Source organism: Clostridium yunnanense, assembly GCF_016595795.1.
Classification (GTDB): domain Bacteria; phylum Bacillota; class Clostridia; order Clostridiales; family Clostridiaceae; genus Clostridium_AR; species Clostridium_AR yunnanense.
Window position 1 is genome coordinate 1 of sequence record NZ_JAENHN010000006.1, and the last position, 22698, is coordinate 22698.

The window sequence follows — 22698 nt, forward strand, 5'->3', positions numbered from 1 at the left end:
AGCAGTTTTTAAAACAAAGCAGCTGATAAAACTAAAAACTCTTAGTTTTATCAGCTACTTTTAAACTATTTAAATAAATCGCTCCTGAAAAACTAAAGTTTTTCAGTGCCCTCGTGACCTTCTTCATTGATTTTTTTTTGCGCATCTGCCTTTCCGAATGCATATTAAGAAAATTTGGCAGGCGATATATTCTTCTTTTTTAAAAATCTTCTTCGCTCAATACTTCTATTCCGTTTAATTGTAAAAGTTCAGCTGTTACTCCATTACCTTCGACAGTCTTCCCAGAAAATGTGCCATCATATATCTTGCGAGCTCCACAAGAAGGACTTTTAGCTTTTAGAATTGCTTTCTTAACATTATTCTTTACGGCTATCTCCAGTACCTTATTAGCCCCTTTAATAAATTTATCAGTAACATCTGTTCCATTAGCTGATAACACTTTAGATCTGCCTTCTAAAACATCTACTCCGCTTCCACCTTGTATTTCTACTGGTTCTCTAGGTGTGCTAAGACCAGACATCTCTTCTGGACAAACCAAGATTGCTTCACCTTCATCATAAATCTTCTTTATTTTTTCATTATAGTTGTTCCCACCATTATACTTACAGTTACAACCACATAAACATGCACTTACTATAATCATTTAAACTCCACCTCAATTTCATGCAAGGTGCTTTTGCAAATACTTTTACTTTAACTGAACCACAGTCACTCCAGTTCCACCTTCGCCATATTCACCTAGTCTATAAGACTTAACGTGCGGATGACTCTTTAGCATATCATTTATGCTTTTCCTAAGAATTCCTGTTCCTTTTCCATGGATTAAAGATACTTCTCCAAGACCACCCATATATGCTTCATCCAAGTATTTATCAGCATTATAACAAGCTTCCTCCGCATCAAGTCCTCTTAAATCCACAGAACTAGCTACTGATTTAGTATTGATATTTACCTCACGTCTTACCTTTTTCTTAGCTTCCTTAGTTTCTTTAGATTTTCTTAGGTCTTTTAGCTTAACATTTACTTTCATTATACCAGCTTCAACTTGAACATCCCCTTTTGAATCTGGCATTGTTAGTATAATTACTTTCTGATTTAAAGAAGGCAAAAATGCTTCCATTCCTGGCTTAACCACTTCAATTGTTTCTCCATTATCCTTTTCAGCCTTATTTATTACGGTTTCTGTTTTATCAAGCTTATCTCTTAGCTTACTTCTCTGCTCTTCTAATTTTCTTCTTGCATCTGAGTCATATCCTAATCTCTCAAGTTCTCTCATATTCTTAAGAATTTGATCTGCTTCTTCTTTAGCTTCTCTAAGAATTTGTTTAGCTTCTCTTCTTGCCTCTCCAAAAGCATTTTCTCTAGTCTTCTCTAGATTTTCTAGTTTAACTTCATATTTTTCTCTGAGTTTTCTAGCATCCAGCTTTAGCATTTCAGCTTCTCTTGCATCTCTCTCTGCTTTCATACTCTTTTCTTGAAGACTTTGTATTAAATCTTCAAATTGAAGTGACTCACTAGAGATTAATTCTTTTGATTTGTCTATTACATCATCACTTAGCCCTAATCTTCTTGATATCTCGAAGGCATTTGATTTACCTGGTATACCTATCAAAAGCTTATAGGTTGGTCTCAAGGTTTCCACATCAAATTCTACTGATGCATTTTCAACACCTATAGTTCTTAATGCATATCCTTTTAGCTCACTGTAGTGAGTTGTAGCAACTATCTTACAGTTTCTATGTCTAAGGGTCTCAAGTATAGCTACTGCAAGCGCAGCGCCTTCAGTAGGATCTGTACCTGCACCTAATTCATCAAATAAAACAAGTGATTCATTATCTGCTTCTTCCATTATTGATACTATGTTAGTCATGTGTGAAGAAAAAGTAGATAAACTTTGTTCAATACTTTGTTCATCTCCTATATCAGCATATATCTCTCTAAAGAAACTAACCGTAGAATTTTCTCTAGCTGGTATCAAAACTCCGCTCATAGCCATTATATGAAGTAACCCAACTGTTTTTAAAGTTACTGTCTTACCACCAGTGTTTGGACCTGTAACTACAAGACTTGTAAACTCTCTTCCTAAATATATATCTGAAGACACAACTCTTTTAGGATCTATAAGTGGGTGTTTAGCTTGAACTAAATCCACTATTCCATTTCCATTAACCGCAGGACATATTGCATCAATAGCGCTTGCGTATTTAGCCTTTGCAAATATAAAATCTAATTCATTTAAAATGTTAGCATTATTTCTAACCGCTATGATTTCATCATAAACAAAACCTGACAACTCTTGAAGTATTCTTTCTATCTCAGCTTTTTCTTTTAACATAAGTTCTTTAATTTCATTGTTTATCTTAACCAAGCTCATTGGTTCTATAAAAACTGTTGCTCCTGTGGAACTTTGATCATGAATAAGCCCAGGTACTGAACCTTTGTGCTCTGCTTTTACAGGAATAACATACCTATCACCTCTCATGGTATAAAGATTATCCTGTAAATACTTTGAGTTTTCTCTTAATATAGAATTAACTTTATCCCTAACTGAAGAATTTCTTTCTTTAAGAGATCTTCTTATATTATTAAGGGTTTGACTAGCTTTATCAGATATTTCTTCTTCACCTATTATTGCATTGAAGATAGTATCCTCTAATTTTCTTATAGGGGTCAAACCAGCACATATGTCTTCTAATATATTATAAGATTGTTCTTCATCTTTTCTTTTTATAAATTCTATAAATCTTCTAGCACATCTCACCATATTACCAATTCTCAGTAGCTGCCCCGGATTTAATGTACCACCTTTTCCAGCTCTTGTGACAGCTTCTCTTACATCATATAAACCTTCAAAAGGCGGTGCTCCCTTCTTTTGAAGCAGCGTAAGAGCTTCTTTGGTTTCTTGAAGATGCTCTTTCACTTCATGTATGTTTTCATATGGAGCTAATTCATCTATAGTATCCTTTGAAGCACCTGTAAGTGCATATTTTTTTATCTCTTCTTTTACTTTATTAAATTCTAGAACTCTTAATGCCTTATCATTCATAAGATTTCTCCTTTACTCTACTCCTCTTTTATAATGTCCCTTTGTATAATTAATATTTTTATTGTCTTGTTCTTCTTTTTTTATCACCCTTATAATACGATTAACTTCATTAAAATCCTCGTCAATAAAATCCACTCTAAAACTGTTTATCCCAATATGCTCTATTCTTTCCATCTCATCTATAAGATTTAAAGGAACGCTATTATATATATGTGATCTACAGAATTTATCAGTAGTCATCACAAACTTTTCCTTCATTCTATCTTCTAAGATAAAATCATCCTTTACGCAGCTTTGATTACAATTATTATTAGAACTTTTCTGTCCGAAGGTACTACCTATAGGACAATACTCACTAACCATCATTTCAACTCTTCCGTAAATTAAAGCTTGATATGAAGATTTCTTTCCTCTCACTACAGAAATCATTTCACTTCTATTGAGTTCAACACTGATAGGTAACACATCAATAGACTTTTCATAAAACTCTGCAGCTTTACTGTTAAATATATTAAGTTTATAATCCCCAATTATGCTTGTTTTACTATTATATCTATATATAATCCCTGCATTTGCAGTTACAATTCCTTTAATACTATCGATGTATTTATCAATAACTGAGTAAACATATTGATACTCATTTTTTATTATATTAGGTACCTTTAAATATACTTTTGATAAATCTATATTTTTTATATCTTCTTCTAACAAAGAATTCAAACTCTTTCCGAAAACATCTACTGCATAATTCTCACAATTATTTTCATTAACTGCTCTTAACTGCTGTTTAGTTCTTACAGTATATAAAACTCCGTTGAATTCTTTAGTATCTCTCTTGATAAAGTTTGACTTATCATAAACTATATTACTAACTTCTCTTTTATATTTCTTTATTTCATTTGTTTCAATAGCTTCAAGTATCTCTCTTCTTAAAGAATTTATGGATGATACTGGTACAAACCCTTCTTCAAAGCTTAAGAATTCTATAGAACTTATCTTGTAAGCAGTTTCTCCTGATTTCATTATATTTTCTTCAACTTTTTCTTTCGATAAAGGTTTTTTTAGTGCTGCTTGAACCACCTCGCCCTTTACCTCATAATCTTTATTGTTATAAGTTAAAGTAATAATCATAGGATCTCCAACTTTAAAGATCATCGACGCCTTCATTTCAATCTTATTTTCATAAGGATTTAAGTAAGATGTTTTATATTTCTCCATAAGTTCTACATCTAAAGTTTTATATAACTTATCATTGTTCTTATACCTTGCTGGCAATAGCTTAACACTCATGCCTTTATCAGCATTTTCTAAGTTATTCTTACCAGAAAGTATCTTGCTTATGGTAAATCCGTCTTTGCCACAGCTTATTCCATCTCCGACTGAAATATTTTTCTCTAAAAGCACTTCACCTTTGCTGTTTACAGAACCTATATATACACCAGTATTTTTAGGATTCTTAAAGGACATCATATCTTTTCCTTCATTTTTATATAGATAAGCCTTAGAGAATCCTTCTCTATTAAACAATTGCATAAGAGTATCCTTTGAAGTGTTTAAATTAAAACCTTTATCTTTATCTATTACACTATCTACTGCATTTCTATAAGACTCTACTACTCCAGCTACATATTCAGGCCTTTTCATTCTTCCTTCAATTTTAAGAGATGCAGTTCCTGTATTTATAATTTGTTCCACATCCTCTATTGTGCACATGTCTTTTGGGCTTAGCAGGTATCCCTCTTTCTTTGCTTCATCGCCTAACCTTATAATATTATAAGGAAGTCTGCAAGATTGAGCACATCTACCTCTATTTCCGCTTCTTCCGCCTATCATGCTGCTCATAAGACACTGTCCTGAATAGCATACACATAAAGCGCCGTGAACAAATATCTCTGTTTCGATATTAAGTTCTTTAGATATATATTCAATTTCTTTCAAAGACAATTCTCTTGAAAGCACTATTCTGTTAAAGCCACTATCTTTAAAGAATAAAGCACCATCTCCATTATGTACCGTCATTTGTGTAGACCCATGAAGCTCAATTTGTGTATATCTTTTCTTAGCTTCATTAAATACACCTAAATCTTGTATTATTAAACCATCTACCCCAATTCTATATAGAAAGTCTATATAATCTAAAGCTTCATCAAATTCATTCTCTTTTATTAATGTATTTATAGTTATATAAACTTTAACACCATATATATGCGCATAATCAAGAACTTCTTCCAATTGTTCATCATCAAAATTTGAAGCATATGCTCTTGCAGAAAATTTACTCCCACCTAGATAAACAGCATCTGCGCCTTTGTTTATTGCTGCGTATAAACTTTCTTTACTTCCCGCTGGTGCCAAAAGCTCAATTTTATTCATCAGTTCATCTCTCCTATGATAATGCAGTTTAAACTGCTATCCTTCTAATATTGTATAACACATAAATATCTGTATATTTCCTAAATAATAAAAAAATCGTACTATACTATTATATCAGAATAAAAGCTTACTTGTCATGCAAGTAAGCTTTTCAGTATATAATTCTACTTATTATCCTTTAGCTTTAAATAAGGCTCTCTTTTTCTTATCTCAGTGGCTAGTTTGATTTGGCTATCCAAATACTTCTTTTCCAAGTCCATAACCTTATATTTTGAACTTTGAAGCTCAAATTTTATTTCTCTATTTACCAACTTTAACGAGTTGTTTTCTTCTAAAAGTTTCTTGGCTGCTACTTCTAGCTCAGTTATTTGCTCACTTAAATCTTCCTTATCTTCATCTAATTCCCCATTCTTTAATTGTTCTAATTCATCACTTTTAGAGTTTAATGCTTCTAGTAATGATGAATTTTTTCCTTCTAAAGAAAGCTTCTCTAGTTTTAGATCTTCTATAGCTTGCATCATAGATGCATATTCCTCTTTTTCTTCATCTTCTTTTCGCTCTATATCCTCTAATCGTTGTTTAAGCTCATCATTTTCCTTTTGAAGCCTTTCAAAATTCCCTAAAAGATCATTATAATCATTATTAACTTTAAAAAGTTCATCTGATATATTTATAGCTGCAAGAGCAGTAGCTGCAACAGAACTAAGTTTATTATTTTTACTTAGTATTTCTTTCACCTTTTCATCAACATAATTAGCTATATAATTTAAGTATTCTTCGTCATCTTTTCCTTTTAGATTATAATCAATTCCATTTATTCTTACAGTTACGGAACCCATAACAACACCTCTTAATAATCAATATCTTTCTTTAATGTTATCATATAAATATATATGATTTCAAAGTTTATTTACAAAACTTTAATTTCACTTAATTATCCACAAACTCAATTGTATTTTTTAATGTATATATAGATAAATCAGTTCCAAATAGAATCTATATTTGATAATCCTATTACAATTTATAGTTAATAGAAATATAGCTTAGTTGTATTGATAAGAACTGGATTATCTATTCCGCTGAACTGATAAACTACTTCAAATTGAAATCTTCAGATTTAGCCAACTTTCATATCTTATACAGTAAAAAAAACCAATCCTCTGACACATAAAAATATGCTTATTCAGAGAGATTGATTTTTATTTTATTAATAAAGTAATCATTGATTATTTTATCTTAATTGTGCTCCAAGCTTATATTCTAATGAACGTAATATCTTATCATGCACCTTATTAACTTCATTATCAGTTAAAGTCTTATTCTCGTCTCTATAAGAAATAGCATAAGCTATGCTCTTTTTACCCTCTGGTATTTGCTTACCTTTATATACGTCAAATAGTTTCACAGTTTCTACTAAGTTTCCACCAGCTTTTCTTATAGTTTCTTCAATTTCTTGAACTAATATCTCATCTTCAACAAGCAGTGCTATATCCCTTGTTACAGCAGGATACTTTGGTAATGGTTTATACTTTTTCTCAGTGTTAGAATTTGCATATAGTATATCCAAATCAAGTTCTGCCACATAAGCGTTTGTATCTATTCCATAATTATCAGCTACATCAGGATGTATTTCACCAAGAACTCCTACCTTCTCTTTTCCTATAAATAATTCAGCAGTTTTTCCTGGATGGTAGCTTACATTTTCACTTTGTCTCTTAAATGATGGATTCTTTATTCCCATTGCATCTATAAGATTTTCTACTACTCCCTTTAGATCTAAATAATCAACAGCTCCATATAGACCTATTGTAAGTATATTCTTTTCGTTAGGCAATTGATTTTCATCAGCCTTTGGAAGATAAACCTTACCAATTTCAAATAATCTTGCGAACTCGTTACTTCTTGAATAGTTTCTTCCAAGACACTCTAACATCGAAGGAAGAGTTGAGGTTCTCATTATGCTATAGTCTTCACCTAATGGATTCTTAATCTTAACAACATTTCTAAGTTCACTATCTGTAGTTAAGTTTATCATATCAAATACCTTTGGACTAACGAAAGAGTAAGAAATAGATTGATTCAATCCACTTGAAATCATAGTATTTATAACTAAATCATCTAACTTTAGCTTCTTATTTTTAGCATCCTTCGGAGAATTAGCACCAATTACTGTCATCGGTACATTGTTATAACCATAGATTCTTGCAACTTCTTCTGCTATATCTTCTTTTATTGCAATGTCAATTCTGAAAGTTGGTACAGCTATAACTAAATTATCGTTTTCTATAGTTGTTTTAAGCTCTAATCTATCTAAATAGTCCTTCATCTGATCTTTTGAAAGTGTTGTTCCTAAGAATCCATTTATCCAGTTAGAATCTACTGTCATAGTATGTGGTTCTTTTCTTTCATTATATATATCTATCGTTCCCTCTACTATTGTTCCAACCTTAAGTTCTTCTATAAGAGCACAAGCTCTATTTAATGCTAGTTCAGTTAAGTTTGGATCAATATCCTTTTCAAATCTTGAAGAAGCTTCTGTTCTAAGGTTAAGTTTTTTAGAGTTTACACGGATATTAGTTCCATCAAAACTAGCGCTTTCAAAGATTATTTCAGTTGTATCATCTTTTATGCCAGATTGAAGACCACCCATTATTCCAGCAAGACCTACAGTTTCTTCCCCATCTTTTATACAAAGAACTTCTGTATCTAGATTTCTTTCTATTTCATCAAGGGTTACAAACTTTTCATTTTCCTTTGCTCTTTCAACTACTATCTTGTTAGATTTAATTTCTCTTTTATCGAAAGCATGCATTGGTTGACCAAGCTCTAACATAACAAAATTAGTTATGTCAACCACATTGTTTATCGGTCTAACTCCTGCCTCTAAAAGTCTTTCTTGCATCCATGTTGGTGATGGTTCTATCTTTATATCTTTTACAGCTCTAGCCATATATCTTTTGCACAAAGCATCTCTTACTTCTACCTTAACCATGTCTTCAACATTGCCTGTTCCACTGGTTTTATATTCTACCGAAGGATTTTTGTATTCTATCCCTAAAGTAGCAGCTGTTTCTCTAGCTATTCCTAGTACACTTAAGCAATCTGGTCTATTAGAAGTTATTTCAAAATCTATTACAGCCTTACTTAGACCTAATACATCCTTTATATCCCTACCAAGTGGTGTGTTTTCAGGTAATATCATAAGGCCATGAACTGGTTCATCTCCAGCTATGCCAAGTTCTTCTTCAGAACACATCATTCCATTTGATGGAACTCCTCTAAGCTTACCTTTTTTAATCTTTAATCCATTAGGAAGAGTTGAACCATGAAGAGCAACTGGAACTATATCATTTTCCTTCATGTTCTTAGCCCCTGTAACTATTTGAACAGGTTCTTCTTGCCCTACTTCAACTTGACATATAACAAGTTTTTCTGCGTCTGGATGTGGCTCTATCTTAAGAAGCTTACCAGTTACAACATTTGTAATATCATCCCCTGAAGTTATTACTTCTTCAACCTTTGACCCTGATAGCGTAAGTCTATCAGCTAATTCTTTTGCATCTATATCTATATTTACATAGTCTTTTAGCCATAAATATGGTACTTTCATATTAAATTCCTCCTAAAACTGATTTAAAAATCTCATATCACTTTCATATAGTTGTCTTATATCATCAATGCCGTACTTAAGCATTACCATTCTGTCTACACCCATACCGAAAGCAAATCCGCTATATTCTTCTGGATCTATACCACAGTTTCTAAGAACTTGAGGGTGCACCATACCGCATCCGTAAAGTTCAATCCAGCCACTTCCTTTACATACTCTACATCCTTCTCCTCCGCAAACGAAGCAAGTTGCATCCATTTCCGCTGAAGGTTCAGTGAATGGGAAGTGATGTGGTCTGAACTTAGTTTTAACATTTTCTCCAAACATCTTTTTAGCGAATAATTCTAGAGTTCCTTTTAAATCAGCAAAAGTTATCCCTTTGTCAATTACCAAGCCTTCCATCTGATAGAATATTGGAGAATGAGTAGCATCAGCTGCATCTGATCTAAATACTTTACCAGGGGATATCATCTTTATAGGTGGCTTTTGTTTTTCCATAACTCTTATCTGTACTGGTGATGTTTGAGTTCTTAAAACTAAATTATCATTTATATAGAATGTATCTTGTTCACTTCTCGCTGGATGGTTCTTTGGTATATTAAGAGCTTCGAAGTTATAATAATCTTTTTCTATTTCAGGACCTTCTTCTATTGTGAAGCCCATTGATATAAATATTTCCTTCATATGCTCTAGAGTTAAATCTAGCGGATGTCTCTTACCTACTAGATTTTTTCTACCAGGCATAGTTATATCTATTACCTCACCTTCTAGTTTCTTTTTCTTTTCAATATTCTTTATTTCCGAGGAAATCTCTTCTAATCTATTTTCAATTTCTGCTCTTACTTCGTTCGCAAGCTTACCTATGATTGGTCTTTCTTCATTAGTAAGACCTCCCATACCTCTTAATATTGTAGTTAGCTCACCTTTTTTACCTAAATACTTAACTCTAATATTTTCAATCTCACTGCTGTTTTTTACATCTTCAAGAACTTTTAATGCACTATCCTTGATTTCCAAAAGTTTTTCTTTCATATTGTTTTCTCCTTTCAAAAAGTAAAACTGCATTTTTTTGCAAAATAAAAACCGCCCCTATAAAGGGACGGAGGTTCCGCGGTACCACCCTAATTAGCTTAATACTCTCTTAATATATATAACGGTTCCCCGCTAACTACTACTTTATTTCACAGTTAGAACTCCTGAGTGAACTTCAGAATATATATCAATAAAGAGACTTCCAGTCTTTGATCTCTTCTCCCTGAAAAGCTAAAATATTCTTACTCTCTCATTCACAGTTTTTTCATATTCAATTCTATAGCCTATTATACATATTAATCCATGTTAGTTCAATACTATTTGCTTAAGTTTTGCCTAACTTTTTCATAAATCATTATAGAAGCAGCAACTGAAGCGTTCAAAGACTCTGCATTTCCTGGCATAGGTATCTTGGCTTTCAAGTCACAAAGCTCATAAATCTCATCAGATACTCCATTTCCTTCGTTACCTACTACTAAAATAACTTTATCACTTAGATCTACTTCATAATAGTTAAAATCAGTTTCTAAAGAACTTGCTAATAACTTAAAACCCTCTTCCTTAAACCTTTGTACCACCTCAAGATTTTTATCTTCTATTATATTAGTATAGAAGATTGATCCCATTGTGCTCCTAAGAGTTTTATCATTGTATATATCAACAGTACCATCTCTAACAATAATCCCATCAACTGCCGCAGCATGAGCAGTCCTTATTATAGTACCAACATTCCCTGGATCTTGTAGTTTATCTAAAAGCACATAAAAACTGCCCTTATAATTTTTTTCACTAGTGCTGATTTTCATCACCGCTATAATACCCTGAGAATTTTCTGTACTTGATAATTGATTAAATAATGATGATTTTAAAAGGGTAACTTTATCATCACTGACTTTTAAACATATGTCTTCAAACTTTTCTTGCTTTGCTTCATCTATGATAATCTCATCTATAGCCGCATCAGCTTTTAATGCTTCTTCAACAAATCTTAATCCTTCTATTATATATAGACCAAGCTGTTTTCTATATTTTTTTTCTTTCAGCTTCTTTAGTTCTTTAAAATGCTTATTATCGTTACTTTCAATCAAATGCACTACTTACACCTCTGAATTATTTTCTTGATATAAATGATTCCAGCTTGCCTAAGTCTTCTGTGGAACCAATAGCAACTAATATATCGCCAGGCTCGATTACCTCTTCAGCATTTGGAGTTATATTTATATCGTTTTGCTTTTTTATAGCCATTATGTTTATGCCAAATCTTGTTCTAAGACTTAAATCCCTTAGATTATTATTATGCCACTCTTTAGGACTTTCTATTTCTATTATACTATAATCAGGTGAAAGATCTATATAATCTAATATAGTTGAAGACACTAAGTTATGTGCCACTCTAACTCCCATATCTTTCTCCGGAAGTATTACTCTATCAGCACCTATTTTATGTAAGACCTTTGCATGAAGATCACTATGTCCCTTGGCTACTATATATTTCACCCCTAGTTCCTTCACTAAAAGTGTGACCATAACACTTGCCTGGATGTTTTCTCCTATAGTAATAACTGCTACATCAAAATTTCTAATACCTAAAGTCTTTAAAGCACTTTCATCCGTAGCATCCATTTGAACTGAATGAGTCACACTGTCGGATATTTCTTGAACAAGATCCTCATCCACATCTATAGCCAAGACATCATTTCCTAAATCATAAAGCGTTTTTGCGACAGAAGTACCAAACCTTCCAAGTCCAATAACTACAAATTGTTTATTACTCATTTTATTTCCTCCTACCCTACTAATATCTTATCCTCTGGATATTTATAATTTTGTTTTTTCTTTACTTTCGTTATAGCAACTGCCACAGTAAGAGGTCCAACTCTTCCTAGATACATAGTTAATATTATAAGTATCTTTCCAATCAAACTTAGTTTAGGCGTCAACCCCAGAGTTAAGCCAACTGTTCCAAAAGCAGAAGTAGCTTCATATAATAAGTATTCAAAAGGTGCAGATACTTCAGTAATTGATAGCACCATAGTTACTGACAAAACTAAAGCTAATGCAACACTAAATATAGCAAAGGATTTATAAACAGTTTCTTTTGATACTCTTCTTTTAAACACTTCTGTATCTTCTCTACCTTTTATAGTTGATATTAAGGTAAAAATCAATATACCAAAGGTAGTTGTTTTTATTCCACCAGCAGTAGAACCTGAGGATCCTCCTATAAACATTAAAATTATAGTAAGCAGTTTGCCAGCCGCAGTCATATCCGCAGTGGAAACAGAATTAAATCCAGCAGTTCTTGGCGTAACGGAAGCAAAAAATGAATTTAGCAACTTATCTTTTAAATTCATATTTTTCATAGTTCCAGGATTGTTAAATTCAAATAAAAACATCAAAACTGCCCCACCAAATAATAATACAATTGTAATTAGAATTACCATCTTTGAATGAAAAGATAACTTTTTAATGCCTTTAAAATTATATATCTCCATCCAAACTGTAAACCCAAGACCACCAATTATTATTAATGCTGCTGTAGTTAAAATGATCACTGAATTATCATAATATATAGTTAAACTTCTAAATTCCCCCAATAAATCTATCCCCGCATTACAAAAGGCAGAAACCGAATGAAATATACTATAGTATAAACCTTTAGCCAGACCAAATTCAGGAATAAACTGTGTGGAGTATAGAAGCGCACCAAGCCCTTCCACTGAAAATGTAAAAATCAATATATATCTAACCATTTTAACCAAACCTTGAATACCAAAAGTATTCATAGCTTCTTGCATTACTAGCCTCTCTTTAAGAGTTATCTTTTTGCCTATAAGTATAGCTAGCAATGTTGCAAAGGACATGAATCCTAGCCCGCCAACTTGTATTAACAGCATTATAACAGTCTTACCAAAATAACTCCAGTGAGTACCAGTATCTAACGTTACTAGTCCTGTAACACAAACTGCTGTAGTAGAAGTAAATAGACTATCTATAAAATCTGTGGCTGTCCCATCTTGCGACGATATAGGCAAACTTAACAAAATCCCTCCTATAAGAATTACAATTGCAAACCCTAAGGAAAGAGTCTGAACGGCGTTAAACTTAAATTTACGTCTTAAATTCATATTCATCAATCCCACCTCCTACTTCACGCAATTTTTTATATAATATCTTTAACACTTCACAATAATTTATAAAAATATATAATCGCTGTTCAAAAACACTAAAATTTAATTCATCATGATATTTTACAATTATAGTTATTAATTTATTCAACAAATACGGCATTATGCTTTTATAAATACTACAAATAAATATTTATATCTATTATACAATAATTTGTATTGCAAAAAAAGGAAATAAAAAAATTGCAATAAAGAAATTGGAATAAAGAAAAAAAATGCGACATAAAGTCGCATTTTTATATTAAGCGTTTAAGTGCTTTTTTGCTAATTCAACTAAATCAGTGAATGCTTTTGCATCGTTTATAGCGATTTCAGAAAGCATTTTTCTGTTTATATCAACACCAGCTAATTTGATTCCGTTCATGAATCTTGAATATGAAAGACCATTAATTCTTGTAGCAGCATTTATTCTTGCTATCCAAAGTTTTCTGTAATCTCTCTTCTTTAATCTTCTACCAACGTAAGCATTTCTTAATGCTCTTACTACTGATTCGTTTGCTGTCTTGAATAACTTGCTCTTTCCACCGTAGTAACCTTTTGCAAGTTTCAATACCTTTTTATGATTTTTACGAGCGTTTACGGCTCTTTTAACTCTTGCCATATTACAAACCTCCTACTCCGTATTCTTATAGATATGGTAATAATTTCTTCATTGCTTTTTCTTGTGCAGTTGAAACGTAAGCAGTTTTTCTAAGATTTCTCTTTCTCTTAGAACTCTTCTTAGTTAATATATGGCTCTTGAAAGCTTTAGCTCTCTTCAACTTACCTGATCCTGTCTTTTTAAATCTCTTTGCTGCACCTCTATGAGTTTTCATTTTTGGCATTATAGTTTCCTCCTCTCAAGTTATGCTTTTTTAGGAGCCAAAATCATAATCATATTTCTGCCCTCAAGTTTAGCAGGCTTCTCAACCACGCATAATTCTGATACTCTAGCTAAAAAGTTTTCAAGTATCTTATATCCTGCGTGTGCATAATCAGCCTCTCTACCTCTAAACCTTACAGTTACCTTAACCTTGTCTCCATCTTCAAGAAATTTCTTGGCATTATTTGCTTTGATTTCAACATCGTGTTCTTCAATGTTAGGGCTAAATCTGATCTCTTTTACACTAATAACTTTTTGCTTTTTCTTGGCTTCCTTTTCTTTTTTAGACTGTTCGTATATAAATTTCCCAAAATCCATAATCCTACCTACAGGTGGATTAGCAGTTGGGGAAATCAGAACCAAATCAAGCTCCTTTTCCTCAGCTAGTTTCAATGCCTCTCTAGTAGACATTATGCCTAACTGGCTACCATCATCAGAAAGAACTCTCAATTCTTTTTGTCTAATTTCTTCATTGATCGCAAAATCTTTATTAATATTTTTTCACCTCCGGTAGATAAGAACACCTTTATATAAATAATAAAAGGGCGGCATAAAGCCGCCCTCAATTACCACATTCACCGAAAAGATCGTAAGTAATTCATAACCTTACTAGCTTTGCTGTAAGGTGAGAAACGGCTGTTTCTTCTTGACACAATAAATAATATATCATTTGCAGTAATTACTGTCAATACTATATTAAATTTTTATTTTATTTTTTTCACAAATTTTGCAATCATCGCAGTAGTCTACTCTTTCTTCAAATACATTTGATATGGTATCTAAAAACTCTCTATTTAGGCATAATTCCCTATTATGAATAATTATCTTTTCAGGACAATTAGTTATAAGACCACTTATTATAACATCTTCTACATTAACTCCAGCACCGAGCTTACATTCACTTAAGTCACTCACAAAATCTTGAAAAATATCTTTTCCATTGCTGTCAGTTATCTTATATCCACCGTCATCTTCTATAATTATATTCACTTCTTCTATTCTGCTTTCCTGTATATCAACAAAATATTTGAGAAGTTTTATAAATTCTTTGTATTCCTTCTCTACCATATATTTTTCTACTACTTTATCAATTATCCTTTCTATTTCTCCTATTAGTTCCTTCATTCTAAACGTAATAAAACCATTTATATTAATCTCATCATTTTCCTCTATGCAAGCTCTTATTACTTCAATTATTGAATTGATTCTGTTCATACAGTAAACACTGGTTTCATCAGAAATGGCTTCTTGCATATTTAGTACACTCATTATATCTTCTTCAACTTCTAGAAGTTCATCATGCTTTAAGAAAAAATAGGTATCTGTAAGATATTCAAACATTTCTCTTTTCTTAAATACATCTATTACAACTCTATATAATATGTTGCTTATATAGAGATATATTATTGATTTCAATCTATCATTGTAGTCATCATCATCACAAAATATCTTTACGAAGTGGGTATTATTCTCTAAACTTTCAGAAATGCCAATTGTTATATTTTTTTCTTTTAGCATATTTCTGATATTCTGTATATCTTCTATGAAGTACTGTTCTCCTTCGTAAGCAAGCTTCAGCAATAACATTCCGCTCACTCCTTTCTTAAATATAGTATGTATTAAAATTTCTCCTATATACAGAAATTAAACATGCACAAATCGACATTGCATAATTAGAATTTATCTATTACACTTACTTTACTAGGGTTAACACACTTTAAACTCACTGAATTTTAATATAAAAAATTTATTTTTTTTATAGATTTTAAATTATAGGACAAAGTAAATTTTTATATTAATGTTTAAAATATTATATAAACATGTACATTGTGACAATTAAACTTTAAGGAGTGATATATTGAATTATTGCTTTGTTGATTACAGAATCTTACCAGTCGAAGAAAAAAAATTAAGATCTTTAAACGTTGATATTATTAAAGTACCCAGATGCGAAAACTTATATTCTGCTATAGATGGCCACCCAGATATACAACTTAATATATTGGACAACAATACTGTTTTAGTTCAAAAAGATATGTCAGCAAATTTCATAGATGAATTAAAAAGTACAGGGGTAACTCAAGTATTTTCAGATAAAAGCTTATCTTCAAAATACCCTGAAGATATAATATTAAATGCTGTTAACCTAAAAGATACTTTTATACACAATATAAAATTTACAGATAAAATGCTACTAAAATATACTATAAATAAAAAACTTATTAACGTAACCCAAGGATACACTAAATGTTCCTGTGCAGTTGTAAGCGATAAAGCTATAATGACTTCTGATATAAAAATATATAATGAACTAATTTCAAAAGATTTTGATGTTTTACTCCTTCCGCCTGGTCATATTCATTTACCTGGGCTAAATTATGGTTTTATAGGCGGAACCTGTGGTTTAATTTCTGAAAAAGAACTTGTCTTTTATGGAAATTTAAAAAATTATAAATATGGTGAACTAGTGTTACGTTTCTTAAATAAGCATCAAGTTAAGCCAATCTTCCTTAGCGATACTCCATTGGTTGATAGAGGAAGCTTAATGTTTTTTTCTGCCTAATCCATATATTTTACGCTTACAATGAATAAATGTTGATAGATATGCATATAATAAATAATTTCTATTTATGTCAAAAAATTTTATAATTCCCCAAACAAAAACCAACAAGTAGTTGTATAAAGTATTATTATGCTGTTATATTTTAAACATCATATAAAAGATTAAGCTTTTATTACACACCATACTTCAATAACAATTGGCACTAATCTATATAGTATAAAAGGGATAATATGTTTTCTTAATGAAATCTGGTCATGTTTAGGCCACAATTCATTTATATAATATTAACGATTAAATCAGAGGGGGTACCACAATGGATTTCAAATTAATAGTTGCTATAATATCAATCACTTTAGCATTAGTGTTTTATACTATAGGGGTCTTTTGGGAAAGAAAGACAAAGATTTTAACAAAGTATCAGGTATGCGTTTTCTGGACTGGCTTTTTATTCGATACAGTAGGTACTAGTCTAATGACTATGATTGCAAAGGAAGGCACTTCTGTAAAATCAAGTGTAACTCAAAATTTACATGGTATAACTGGAGTTTTAGCAATTTTACTTATGGCTTTCCACGCACTTTGGGCCACTTATGTTATATACTCCAATGATGTTGAAAAGAAAAAAGTTTTTCATAAGTTTAGCATTTTTGTATGGCTCGTTTGGCTGATCCCATATTTTATAGGTATGTTTATGGGCATATCCAAATAGTCTTAAGGTAATTCACATCTTTCAACTTTATCATACATAATTTAAACATAAAAATAGTTTTAGCTTTAAAATCACCCATATTTATTACTTAGCTGTGTAAGCGGCTAAGTTTTTTTATTGTTTTGAGAATAGTTTGCGTAGCCGCTGTGGATAATTACGGATAATAGTCTTAAAATGTAATATATAGATAAGCCAGTTCCAAATAGAATATATTTGATAATCCTTTTGCCATTATATAGTTAGAAGAAATATCGCTTAGTTTTATTAGCTAGAACTGGATTATCTATTCCGCTGAACTGATAAACTACTTCAGTCATTAAACTCCAAATAAAGATTTCGATGGTTCTACGAATCTTTATTTTGGATAAGTTCTGATATGAAGTAGTTTATCTATAAGTTAAAGAACTGAAAAAGAAGAATGCACACGGTGTCGCACAAAACTTGTAATTTATGCTAAAATATTTTTATACTTACTATAAAACAAGATATCTTTAATAAAGGAGCTTCAATGAATTCTATAGATTACATTTTTATGAATTTTCCTGAACTAGAAACAGAGAGATTTATTCTAAGGCAAGTAAAAGCTAAAGATTTTGAAGATTTATACGAATTGTACTCTGATCCTCTTGCTATTAAATATCAGCAAGCGGAGGCAATGAGCGATATAGATCAGGCAAAGAAATCTGTCATAGCTTTTCTTAAAGGATACTTAAATAAAAAATTTATCCGTTGGTGTATTGCAGATAAACTAACTGATAAAGTAGTTGGTTTAATATCCTTGCATAGCTTTGACATTCTTAATTTTAGAGCAGAAATAGGTTATATGCTTAACAGCAACTATTTAAATAAAAATATAATGACTGAGTGCGCAATAAAGGTGTTAGATTTCGCCTTTAATATAATAAAGCTAACAAAAGTAGAAGCCTCTATTAATCCTGACAACGAACGTTCTATACATTTAGTTGTTAAACTTGGCTTTAAGGAAGAGCTTTTGATAAAAGGTATTTCTTTTAATTTTAAAACTGCTTTATTTGAAGATAGGGTTATTTTTGCACTAACAAAAAATCAATATTCTATGTAAACGCTGATTTTTCCTATATATTTATATATTTATATATTTATATATTTATATATTTATATATTGTTAAATGGTTAAGTTTCTGCCTTAAATGCAATAATAAGGTAATCGCATCTGAATTAATTAATCCTATGCCTCATTCATTAAAATATTTTGTATTGTTGATCTCTTTTGTTTTTTATAAAAAATTAATATATAGATGCAATGAATTTCTTATGAATGTACCATTTTCAATTAATTATTTTCTTAACTAAGGGGAGATTTTTATGAATAAAAAACTCAATCTATATTACTTTGGTGATATAGGTGATTATGACAAGTCCAATCCTGACTATATATGCAATAAACCTCATGTTTCTGAGATCCTATATATTTTAGCATTAAATAATCCTTTTGCTCTTGAGAAAAAACAAATATCAGAACAGCTGAATATAAACGAAGAGTATTTAGACGAGATTATAAATAATCTAAAAAATATAGAAGCTATAACTGTAAAAGGTAATACATTTAAACTTAATTTCCCAGTTTTTTTAGAAAAAGATATTCCTTTATTAGATAGATATTTTTCTTCAGCTGGAAAACCTATTGGTGATATTGTAATAAACTGCTTACCTTTAATAGCTCCTTTATTAAAAGAACTAAGTAGCTATGGTCATTTTACTAATGAAAGATTACTCTATCATATTATATGTGACTCAATATTCGACGGAACTGCCTTTGATTTTTTTATACAAAAAGACCTTTTTACTGAATCAAAACCTCAACCTGGCAATCGAAATTATATGATTTTTGCTTATGAGGATAGCGATATCGTAGAAACCCATAGCAACTTAATACTATGCAGCAGCAATAACTACAGCGGTAATAAATATACCTTCAACAGCTTCGGTGATTCTAACGGTACACGAAAAGATATGTATAGATTTTTCAGAAAGCTAATAACAGCAATTGAACCAGCTACTGAATTTAAAGAACTCAATATGGCATATATAAATATTCTTGAGGAAAAAAATAAAGAACTGGTTGATTTGTGTGGAGACTTAATTATTGCAGCTAAAGATACTGTAATATCTTACAAAAATCTATCACCTAAAGAAAAGGTCTTAATTGATTTTCTGATCGAATTAGAATACTTATCTGTGGACGAACAAAATAGCGATATTTATTGTTTAACACCTATCTTTAATTGTAACGACTTACAAATAATAGACCAGATTTCTAATATTATATTAGATAACATCGCTGATGCAGTTACTGATTTAATAGATAAATTTAACGAGGCTATAAGTGACTTCACCCCTATAAGGCATGGCATTTCAATTAAAGAAATATCTATTGAATTATGGCATCAGATATTTGGTTTTACCAATGAGTATCTTAGTAAGGTTTTGTTGAAAATCCATTTTATCGAGAAGGACAAGGTCGTTATCTAAAAAGCTTACTTTACTGCAGACATTAATACTCTTATACCAAATTAATCATTACGTTAACTATCTTTTAATCCTACAAAAACTTAATTTTCTTTAACCTTTAGTTAATATTTGCACACTATATATCATATTACTTTTACACTTACTTTGCTTCATTTTGAACATAAATCATATTAGGATAAACTTTTTTTAACTTTTCATCCGGATAGTGTTTATCTAAAAATCTCTCAATAGAATTAGAAGGCGGCAATCCGCTGTGTCTCTCAGTTCCTCTAAATACTGCCATAGCAGAAATACTAGAGTTAAAGGTCATAAACAATATGATAACCCAGGTGATTACTGTTCCCTTTTTATACGGTATCTTTTCAATAATTGTGGACATCCCTGGGTAAACTACTTTAATCCAAATTACAGATAAAATCCCCCAAAATACACAGTAAAAGAGGTTGGTTCTTCCTTGAATGTTAAGTAAAATTCCACTGTACTCCCATGACACCGTGCCAAATATCACTTCTTGTATCCAGCTACAAATATATTCAAAGATTCCGCCAACTAAAAATCCACCTATAAAAACGTATATGCTGTCTTTTTTACGAAGCCAATACAAACTTAGTGTTATTGCCATTGACCCAAAACCATAAACCAGATTGAAAGGTCCATAGATTAAACCACTTCTACTTTCTATCCTATGTAGAGTTAAGAAACACCATATGGTTTCCACCAAAACTCCTAATATGCTGCCAATAAAGAAAATCCACACCAGCTTATAAAAATCAAGCCCTTCTGCAAAAGTTTTATTTTCCTCTTTAAGTGGATCTTTCGAAAATAACATATTAATATCTCCTTCTTCAAATTCTTGTAATCTCAATTTCCGCTTACCATACTTTTGAATCGCTTCCACATATCCTAAATTAATATATCTAAAAACATATTTTTCAAATTTGAGATCCAACCATCAAAATAAACTACTTAATTAATCAACTTCGTGAATTTCCCATTATATCTATTTATATTTAAGACAAATACTAAGTAATACCAAGTTGCACGTATTATAAAAAATATATTATTCTAACACCCCCCTTATTAAACTTAATAGGAATGAATACTTAATTTCAGTCTTATAATTATTAATATGCAGTTGTATTTAAATTTGATAAATAAAAAACTCAGCATCAATTAAATCAATGCTGAGCTTTCTATAATCTACTTTTATAATAAATATCTTACAGGATGTTAACTTACCATGTTGAATTTAAATGGTTAGTCACATTTTAAATATTAATATTTTAAAATCTATTTAGGTGCAATCTATCCCTTATCTCTTTTAACGAATATTCTTTTACAAGCTTTCCATCTTTAAATACAGTGTTTAAAAGATTATCACTTAGTTTTTCTTGCTCATTTAAGGTTAATTCGTCCTTATATAGAATATCTTGTCCGTCTCTATAAACATAACACATACCTTTTTGAGATTTTTTAAAGTTGTCTGTATCTGTTTTTGGGTCCTTAAATATAAACTTTTCCTTCCCATTTATTACTGCATGAGTGGCCTTTAGTGCAAATCCAAAGGTATCTCTAGTGTTATACTGATAAGTATACGAACCTATACCCAGAGTGCAGTTACTTACTGCAAAACCTTTCTCATCTAGCCCCTTGTATATCTCTTCACATCTTTCAACAGTTATACTATCACCATATATAGTTCCTATCTTTTCATTTAACACTTTATAGCCTTTACTATTTATATGACCTCCGAAGATTTCATATAAAAGCTCTACGGTTCCTTTATATTCTGGACTGCCCTTTAAAGCATCCTTATCTCCGCAGATTATCTTAACAGGATCTCCACTATCACCTCTTATTATTATTTTACCTTCTCTATTTAGTATATCTTCTTTTAGTTCTGGAAGTATGGAAGTTATAACATTCCAATAGTCATAAGTGTCTGATACAATACTTAGATTTCCCTTTGGAAACTTATCATTTATTAGGCTTTTATACGCTCCAATTTCATCATCTCCATAGCTACACATGACACTATGCTCTGTTGATGGAGTGCCCACCGCAACTATTTCCTCATCAATGTTACAATTATAATATTTTTCTAAATAATCAATTGCTGGTATTGTTGCTGTTCCTATAAAGGAAAGTAAATGACCTGAACTGCTAGACTCAGCACTTTCTATAGAACTGAAACCTCTCATACTGAAATCACCACAAGCTCTTCTAATCTCTCCATTATCTACTGTTTTACTATAATAACTTTCTACTATTTCTCTATATCTATAAGCTATTGTTGCACTAGTCATAGGTTGCCATATATTGCAACTCATGAAGGTTTCTAAGTAATTCACAAGCCAAGCAAAATCCTCATGAGTATTGGTGATTTCAATCATAGGAGTTTTTATATTGACTCTCTCCCCTTCTTCTATAGCCTTAATCTGTATTGGTAGATATCCTAGATCATGTAGTGCTTCAATATGCTTTGTATATGCAGCTATATCACCCATTGTCCTTGATATAATTCTCTTATACTCTGATACTATTTCATCTTTTGAAGCATTAAAAAAGTTTTCATTAAAATACTCAATTAAATATTTCTTTAGAAAAGATTGAAGCCCAAACATAACAACCTTGTTCATGTTTTCTTTTCTAGACATTCTTGGTGTCCAATAACTAACAAGCTTAGTCATTCCTTCTGCATAACATATATGATGAATTGTTTTATAAAAATCTGTAAGAAGTAATGGATTCATAATTATTCCCCTTTTATCCTCTATAAATATATTTATTTAGGTTAATGCTTA

General features: G+C 31.0%; 19 protein-coding genes and 2 other annotated features. Of the genes, 4 read left to right on the forward strand and 15 right to left on the reverse strand.

The features are described 5' to 3' along the window. Positions 1-199: 199 nt before the first annotated feature. The 13 genes from JHL18_RS01030 to ytxC form a co-directional block, all read right to left on the reverse strand. Positions 200-643 carry a 2-thiouracil desulfurase family protein gene (locus JHL18_RS01030; RefSeq protein WP_200265782.1) on the reverse strand — a complete coding sequence of 148 codons (444 nt, stop codon included), beginning with the start codon at positions 641-643 and terminating at the stop codon, positions 200-202. Between the two features lie 45 nt (positions 644-688). After that, positions 689-3046 (reverse strand): endonuclease MutS2, encoded by a 2358-nt coding sequence (locus JHL18_RS01035; RefSeq protein WP_200265783.1) that lies wholly within the window; start codon positions 3044-3046, stop codon positions 689-691. A gap of 12 nt (positions 3047-3058) precedes the next feature. Beyond that, positions 3059-5419, reverse strand: coding sequence for a U32 family peptidase (locus JHL18_RS01040; RefSeq protein WP_200265784.1), 2361 nt, complete (start codon positions 5417-5419; stop codon positions 3059-3061). Positions 5420-5583: 164 nt separating this feature from the next. Further along, positions 5584-6258, reverse strand: coding sequence for a cell division protein ZapA (gene zapA / locus JHL18_RS01045; protein WP_200265785.1), 675 nt, complete (start codon positions 6256-6258; stop codon positions 5584-5586). A 392-nt stretch (positions 6259-6650) separates the two neighbouring features. Beyond that, complete coding sequence (gene pheT / locus JHL18_RS01050) at positions 6651-9029, reverse strand: phenylalanine--tRNA ligase subunit beta (protein WP_200265786.1); 2379 nt, start codon at positions 9027-9029, stop codon at positions 6651-6653. 12 nt (positions 9030-9041) lie between these two features. Then, the gene (pheS, locus tag JHL18_RS01055) at positions 9042-10061 is read right to left on the reverse strand and encodes a phenylalanine--tRNA ligase subunit alpha (protein ID WP_200265787.1); all 1020 of its coding nucleotides are present in this window, start codon (positions 10059-10061) and stop codon (positions 9042-9044) included. A 60-nt stretch (positions 10062-10121) separates the two neighbouring features. Continuing rightward, positions 10122-10328 (reverse strand) — a binding site (T-box leader). Between the two features lie 50 nt (positions 10329-10378). Continuing rightward, a complete protein-coding gene (locus tag JHL18_RS01060) occupies positions 10379-11155 on the reverse strand; it encodes a TrmH family RNA methyltransferase (protein WP_200265788.1) in 777 nt (258 codons plus the stop codon). A 16-nt stretch (positions 11156-11171) separates the two neighbouring features. Beyond that, positions 11172-11837: a potassium channel family protein gene (locus tag JHL18_RS01065; RefSeq protein ID WP_200265789.1), complete on the reverse strand. Its 666-nt coding sequence runs from the start codon at positions 11835-11837 to the stop codon at positions 11172-11174. Positions 11838-11848: 11 nt separating this feature from the next. Next, complete coding sequence (locus JHL18_RS01070; RefSeq protein ID WP_200265790.1) at positions 11849-13195, reverse strand: TrkH family potassium uptake protein; 1347 nt, start codon at positions 13193-13195, stop codon at positions 11849-11851. A 295-nt stretch (positions 13196-13490) separates the two neighbouring features. Then, positions 13491-13850, reverse strand: a complete 360-nt coding sequence (gene rplT / locus JHL18_RS01075; RefSeq protein WP_200265791.1) for a 50S ribosomal protein L20 — start codon at positions 13848-13850, stop codon at positions 13491-13493. 25 nt (positions 13851-13875) lie between these two features. Continuing rightward, positions 13876-14073 (reverse strand): 50S ribosomal protein L35, encoded by a 198-nt coding sequence (gene rpmI, locus JHL18_RS01080; protein WP_183278181.1) that lies wholly within the window; start codon positions 14071-14073, stop codon positions 13876-13878. Between the two features lie 20 nt (positions 14074-14093). Further along, positions 14094-14606, reverse strand: a complete 513-nt coding sequence (gene infC / locus JHL18_RS01085) for a translation initiation factor IF-3 (RefSeq protein ID WP_200266016.1) — start codon at positions 14604-14606, stop codon at positions 14094-14096. Between the two features lie 36 nt (positions 14607-14642). Continuing rightward, positions 14643-14765 (reverse strand) — a sequence feature (ribosomal protein L20 leader region). A gap of 42 nt (positions 14766-14807) precedes the next feature. Further along, positions 14808-15698, reverse strand: a complete 891-nt coding sequence (gene ytxC / locus JHL18_RS01090) for a putative sporulation protein YtxC (RefSeq protein WP_200265792.1) — start codon at positions 15696-15698, stop codon at positions 14808-14810. 271 nt (positions 15699-15969) lie between these two features. Here ytxC and JHL18_RS01095 point away from each other — a divergent pair, with 271 nt between their 5' ends. From JHL18_RS01095 to JHL18_RS01110, 4 genes are all read left to right on the forward strand, one after another. Then, entirely contained in the window at positions 15970-16674 is a 705-nt protein-coding gene (locus JHL18_RS01095) for a DUF6873 family GME fold protein (RefSeq protein WP_200265793.1), read from the forward strand. 313 nt (positions 16675-16987) lie between these two features. Next, on the forward strand, positions 16988-17383 hold the full coding sequence (locus JHL18_RS01100) for an HsmA family protein (RefSeq protein ID WP_200265794.1): 396 nt from the start codon (positions 16988-16990) through the stop codon (positions 17381-17383). Positions 17384-17891: 508 nt separating this feature from the next. Then, positions 17892-18464, forward strand: coding sequence for a GNAT family N-acetyltransferase (locus tag JHL18_RS01105; RefSeq protein WP_200265795.1), 573 nt, complete (start codon positions 17892-17894; stop codon positions 18462-18464). 263 nt (positions 18465-18727) lie between these two features. After that, positions 18728-19894 (forward strand): hypothetical protein, encoded by a 1167-nt coding sequence (locus JHL18_RS01110; RefSeq protein WP_200265796.1) that lies wholly within the window; start codon positions 18728-18730, stop codon positions 19892-19894. A 139-nt stretch (positions 19895-20033) separates the two neighbouring features. On the opposite strand, the gene JHL18_RS01115 is transcribed toward JHL18_RS01110, so the two are convergent. Together JHL18_RS01115 and JHL18_RS01120 are read right to left on the reverse strand one after the other, a co-directional pair. Beyond that, positions 20034-20843, reverse strand: coding sequence for a putative ABC transporter permease (locus JHL18_RS01115; protein WP_243277753.1), 810 nt, complete (start codon positions 20841-20843; stop codon positions 20034-20036). Positions 20844-21177: 334 nt separating this feature from the next. After that, positions 21178-22650 carry a nicotinate phosphoribosyltransferase gene (locus JHL18_RS01120; protein WP_200266017.1) on the reverse strand — a complete coding sequence of 491 codons (1473 nt, stop codon included), beginning with the start codon at positions 22648-22650 and terminating at the stop codon, positions 21178-21180. Between the last annotated feature and the right edge of the window lie 48 nt (positions 22651-22698).

Coding starts and splice junctions, on each gene's coding strand:
- JHL18_RS01065 (WP_200265789.1), bottom strand. CDS start 11,837: ATGAGTAATAAACAATTTGTAGTTATTGGACTTGGAAGGTTTGGTACT.
- pheT (WP_200265786.1), bottom strand. CDS start 9,029: ATGAAAGTACCATATTTATGGCTAAAAGACTATGTAAATATAGATATA.
- pheS (WP_200265787.1), bottom strand. CDS start 10,061: ATGAAAGAAAAACTTTTGGAAATCAAGGATAGTGCATTAAAAGTTCTT.
- JHL18_RS01105 (WP_200265795.1), top strand. CDS start 17,892: ATGAATTCTATAGATTACATTTTTATGAATTTTCCTGAACTAGAAACA.
- JHL18_RS01110 (WP_200265796.1), top strand. CDS start 18,728: ATGAATAAAAAACTCAATCTATATTACTTTGGTGATATAGGTGATTAT.
- JHL18_RS01070 (WP_200265790.1), bottom strand. CDS start 13,195: ATGAATATGAATTTAAGACGTAAATTTAAGTTTAACGCCGTTCAGACT.
- rplT (WP_200265791.1), bottom strand. CDS start 13,850: ATGGCAAGAGTTAAAAGAGCCGTAAACGCTCGTAAAAATCATAAAAAG.
- zapA (WP_200265785.1), bottom strand. CDS start 6,258: ATGGGTTCCGTAACTGTAAGAATAAATGGAATTGATTATAATCTAAAA.
- ytxC (WP_200265792.1), bottom strand. CDS start 15,698: ATGTTATTGCTGAAGCTTGCTTACGAAGGAGAACAGTACTTCATAGAA.
- JHL18_RS01040 (WP_200265784.1), bottom strand. CDS start 5,419: ATGAATAAAATTGAGCTTTTGGCACCAGCGGGAAGTAAAGAAAGTTTA.
- rpmI (WP_183278181.1), bottom strand. CDS start 14,073: ATGCCAAAAATGAAAACTCATAGAGGTGCAGCAAAGAGATTTAAAAAG.
- JHL18_RS01035 (WP_200265783.1), bottom strand. CDS start 3,046: ATGAATGATAAGGCATTAAGAGTTCTAGAATTTAATAAAGTAAAAGAA.
- JHL18_RS01030 (WP_200265782.1), bottom strand. CDS start 643: ATGATTATAGTAAGTGCATGTTTATGTGGTTGTAACTGTAAGTATAAT.
- JHL18_RS01100 (WP_200265794.1), top strand. CDS start 16,988: ATGGATTTCAAATTAATAGTTGCTATAATATCAATCACTTTAGCATTA.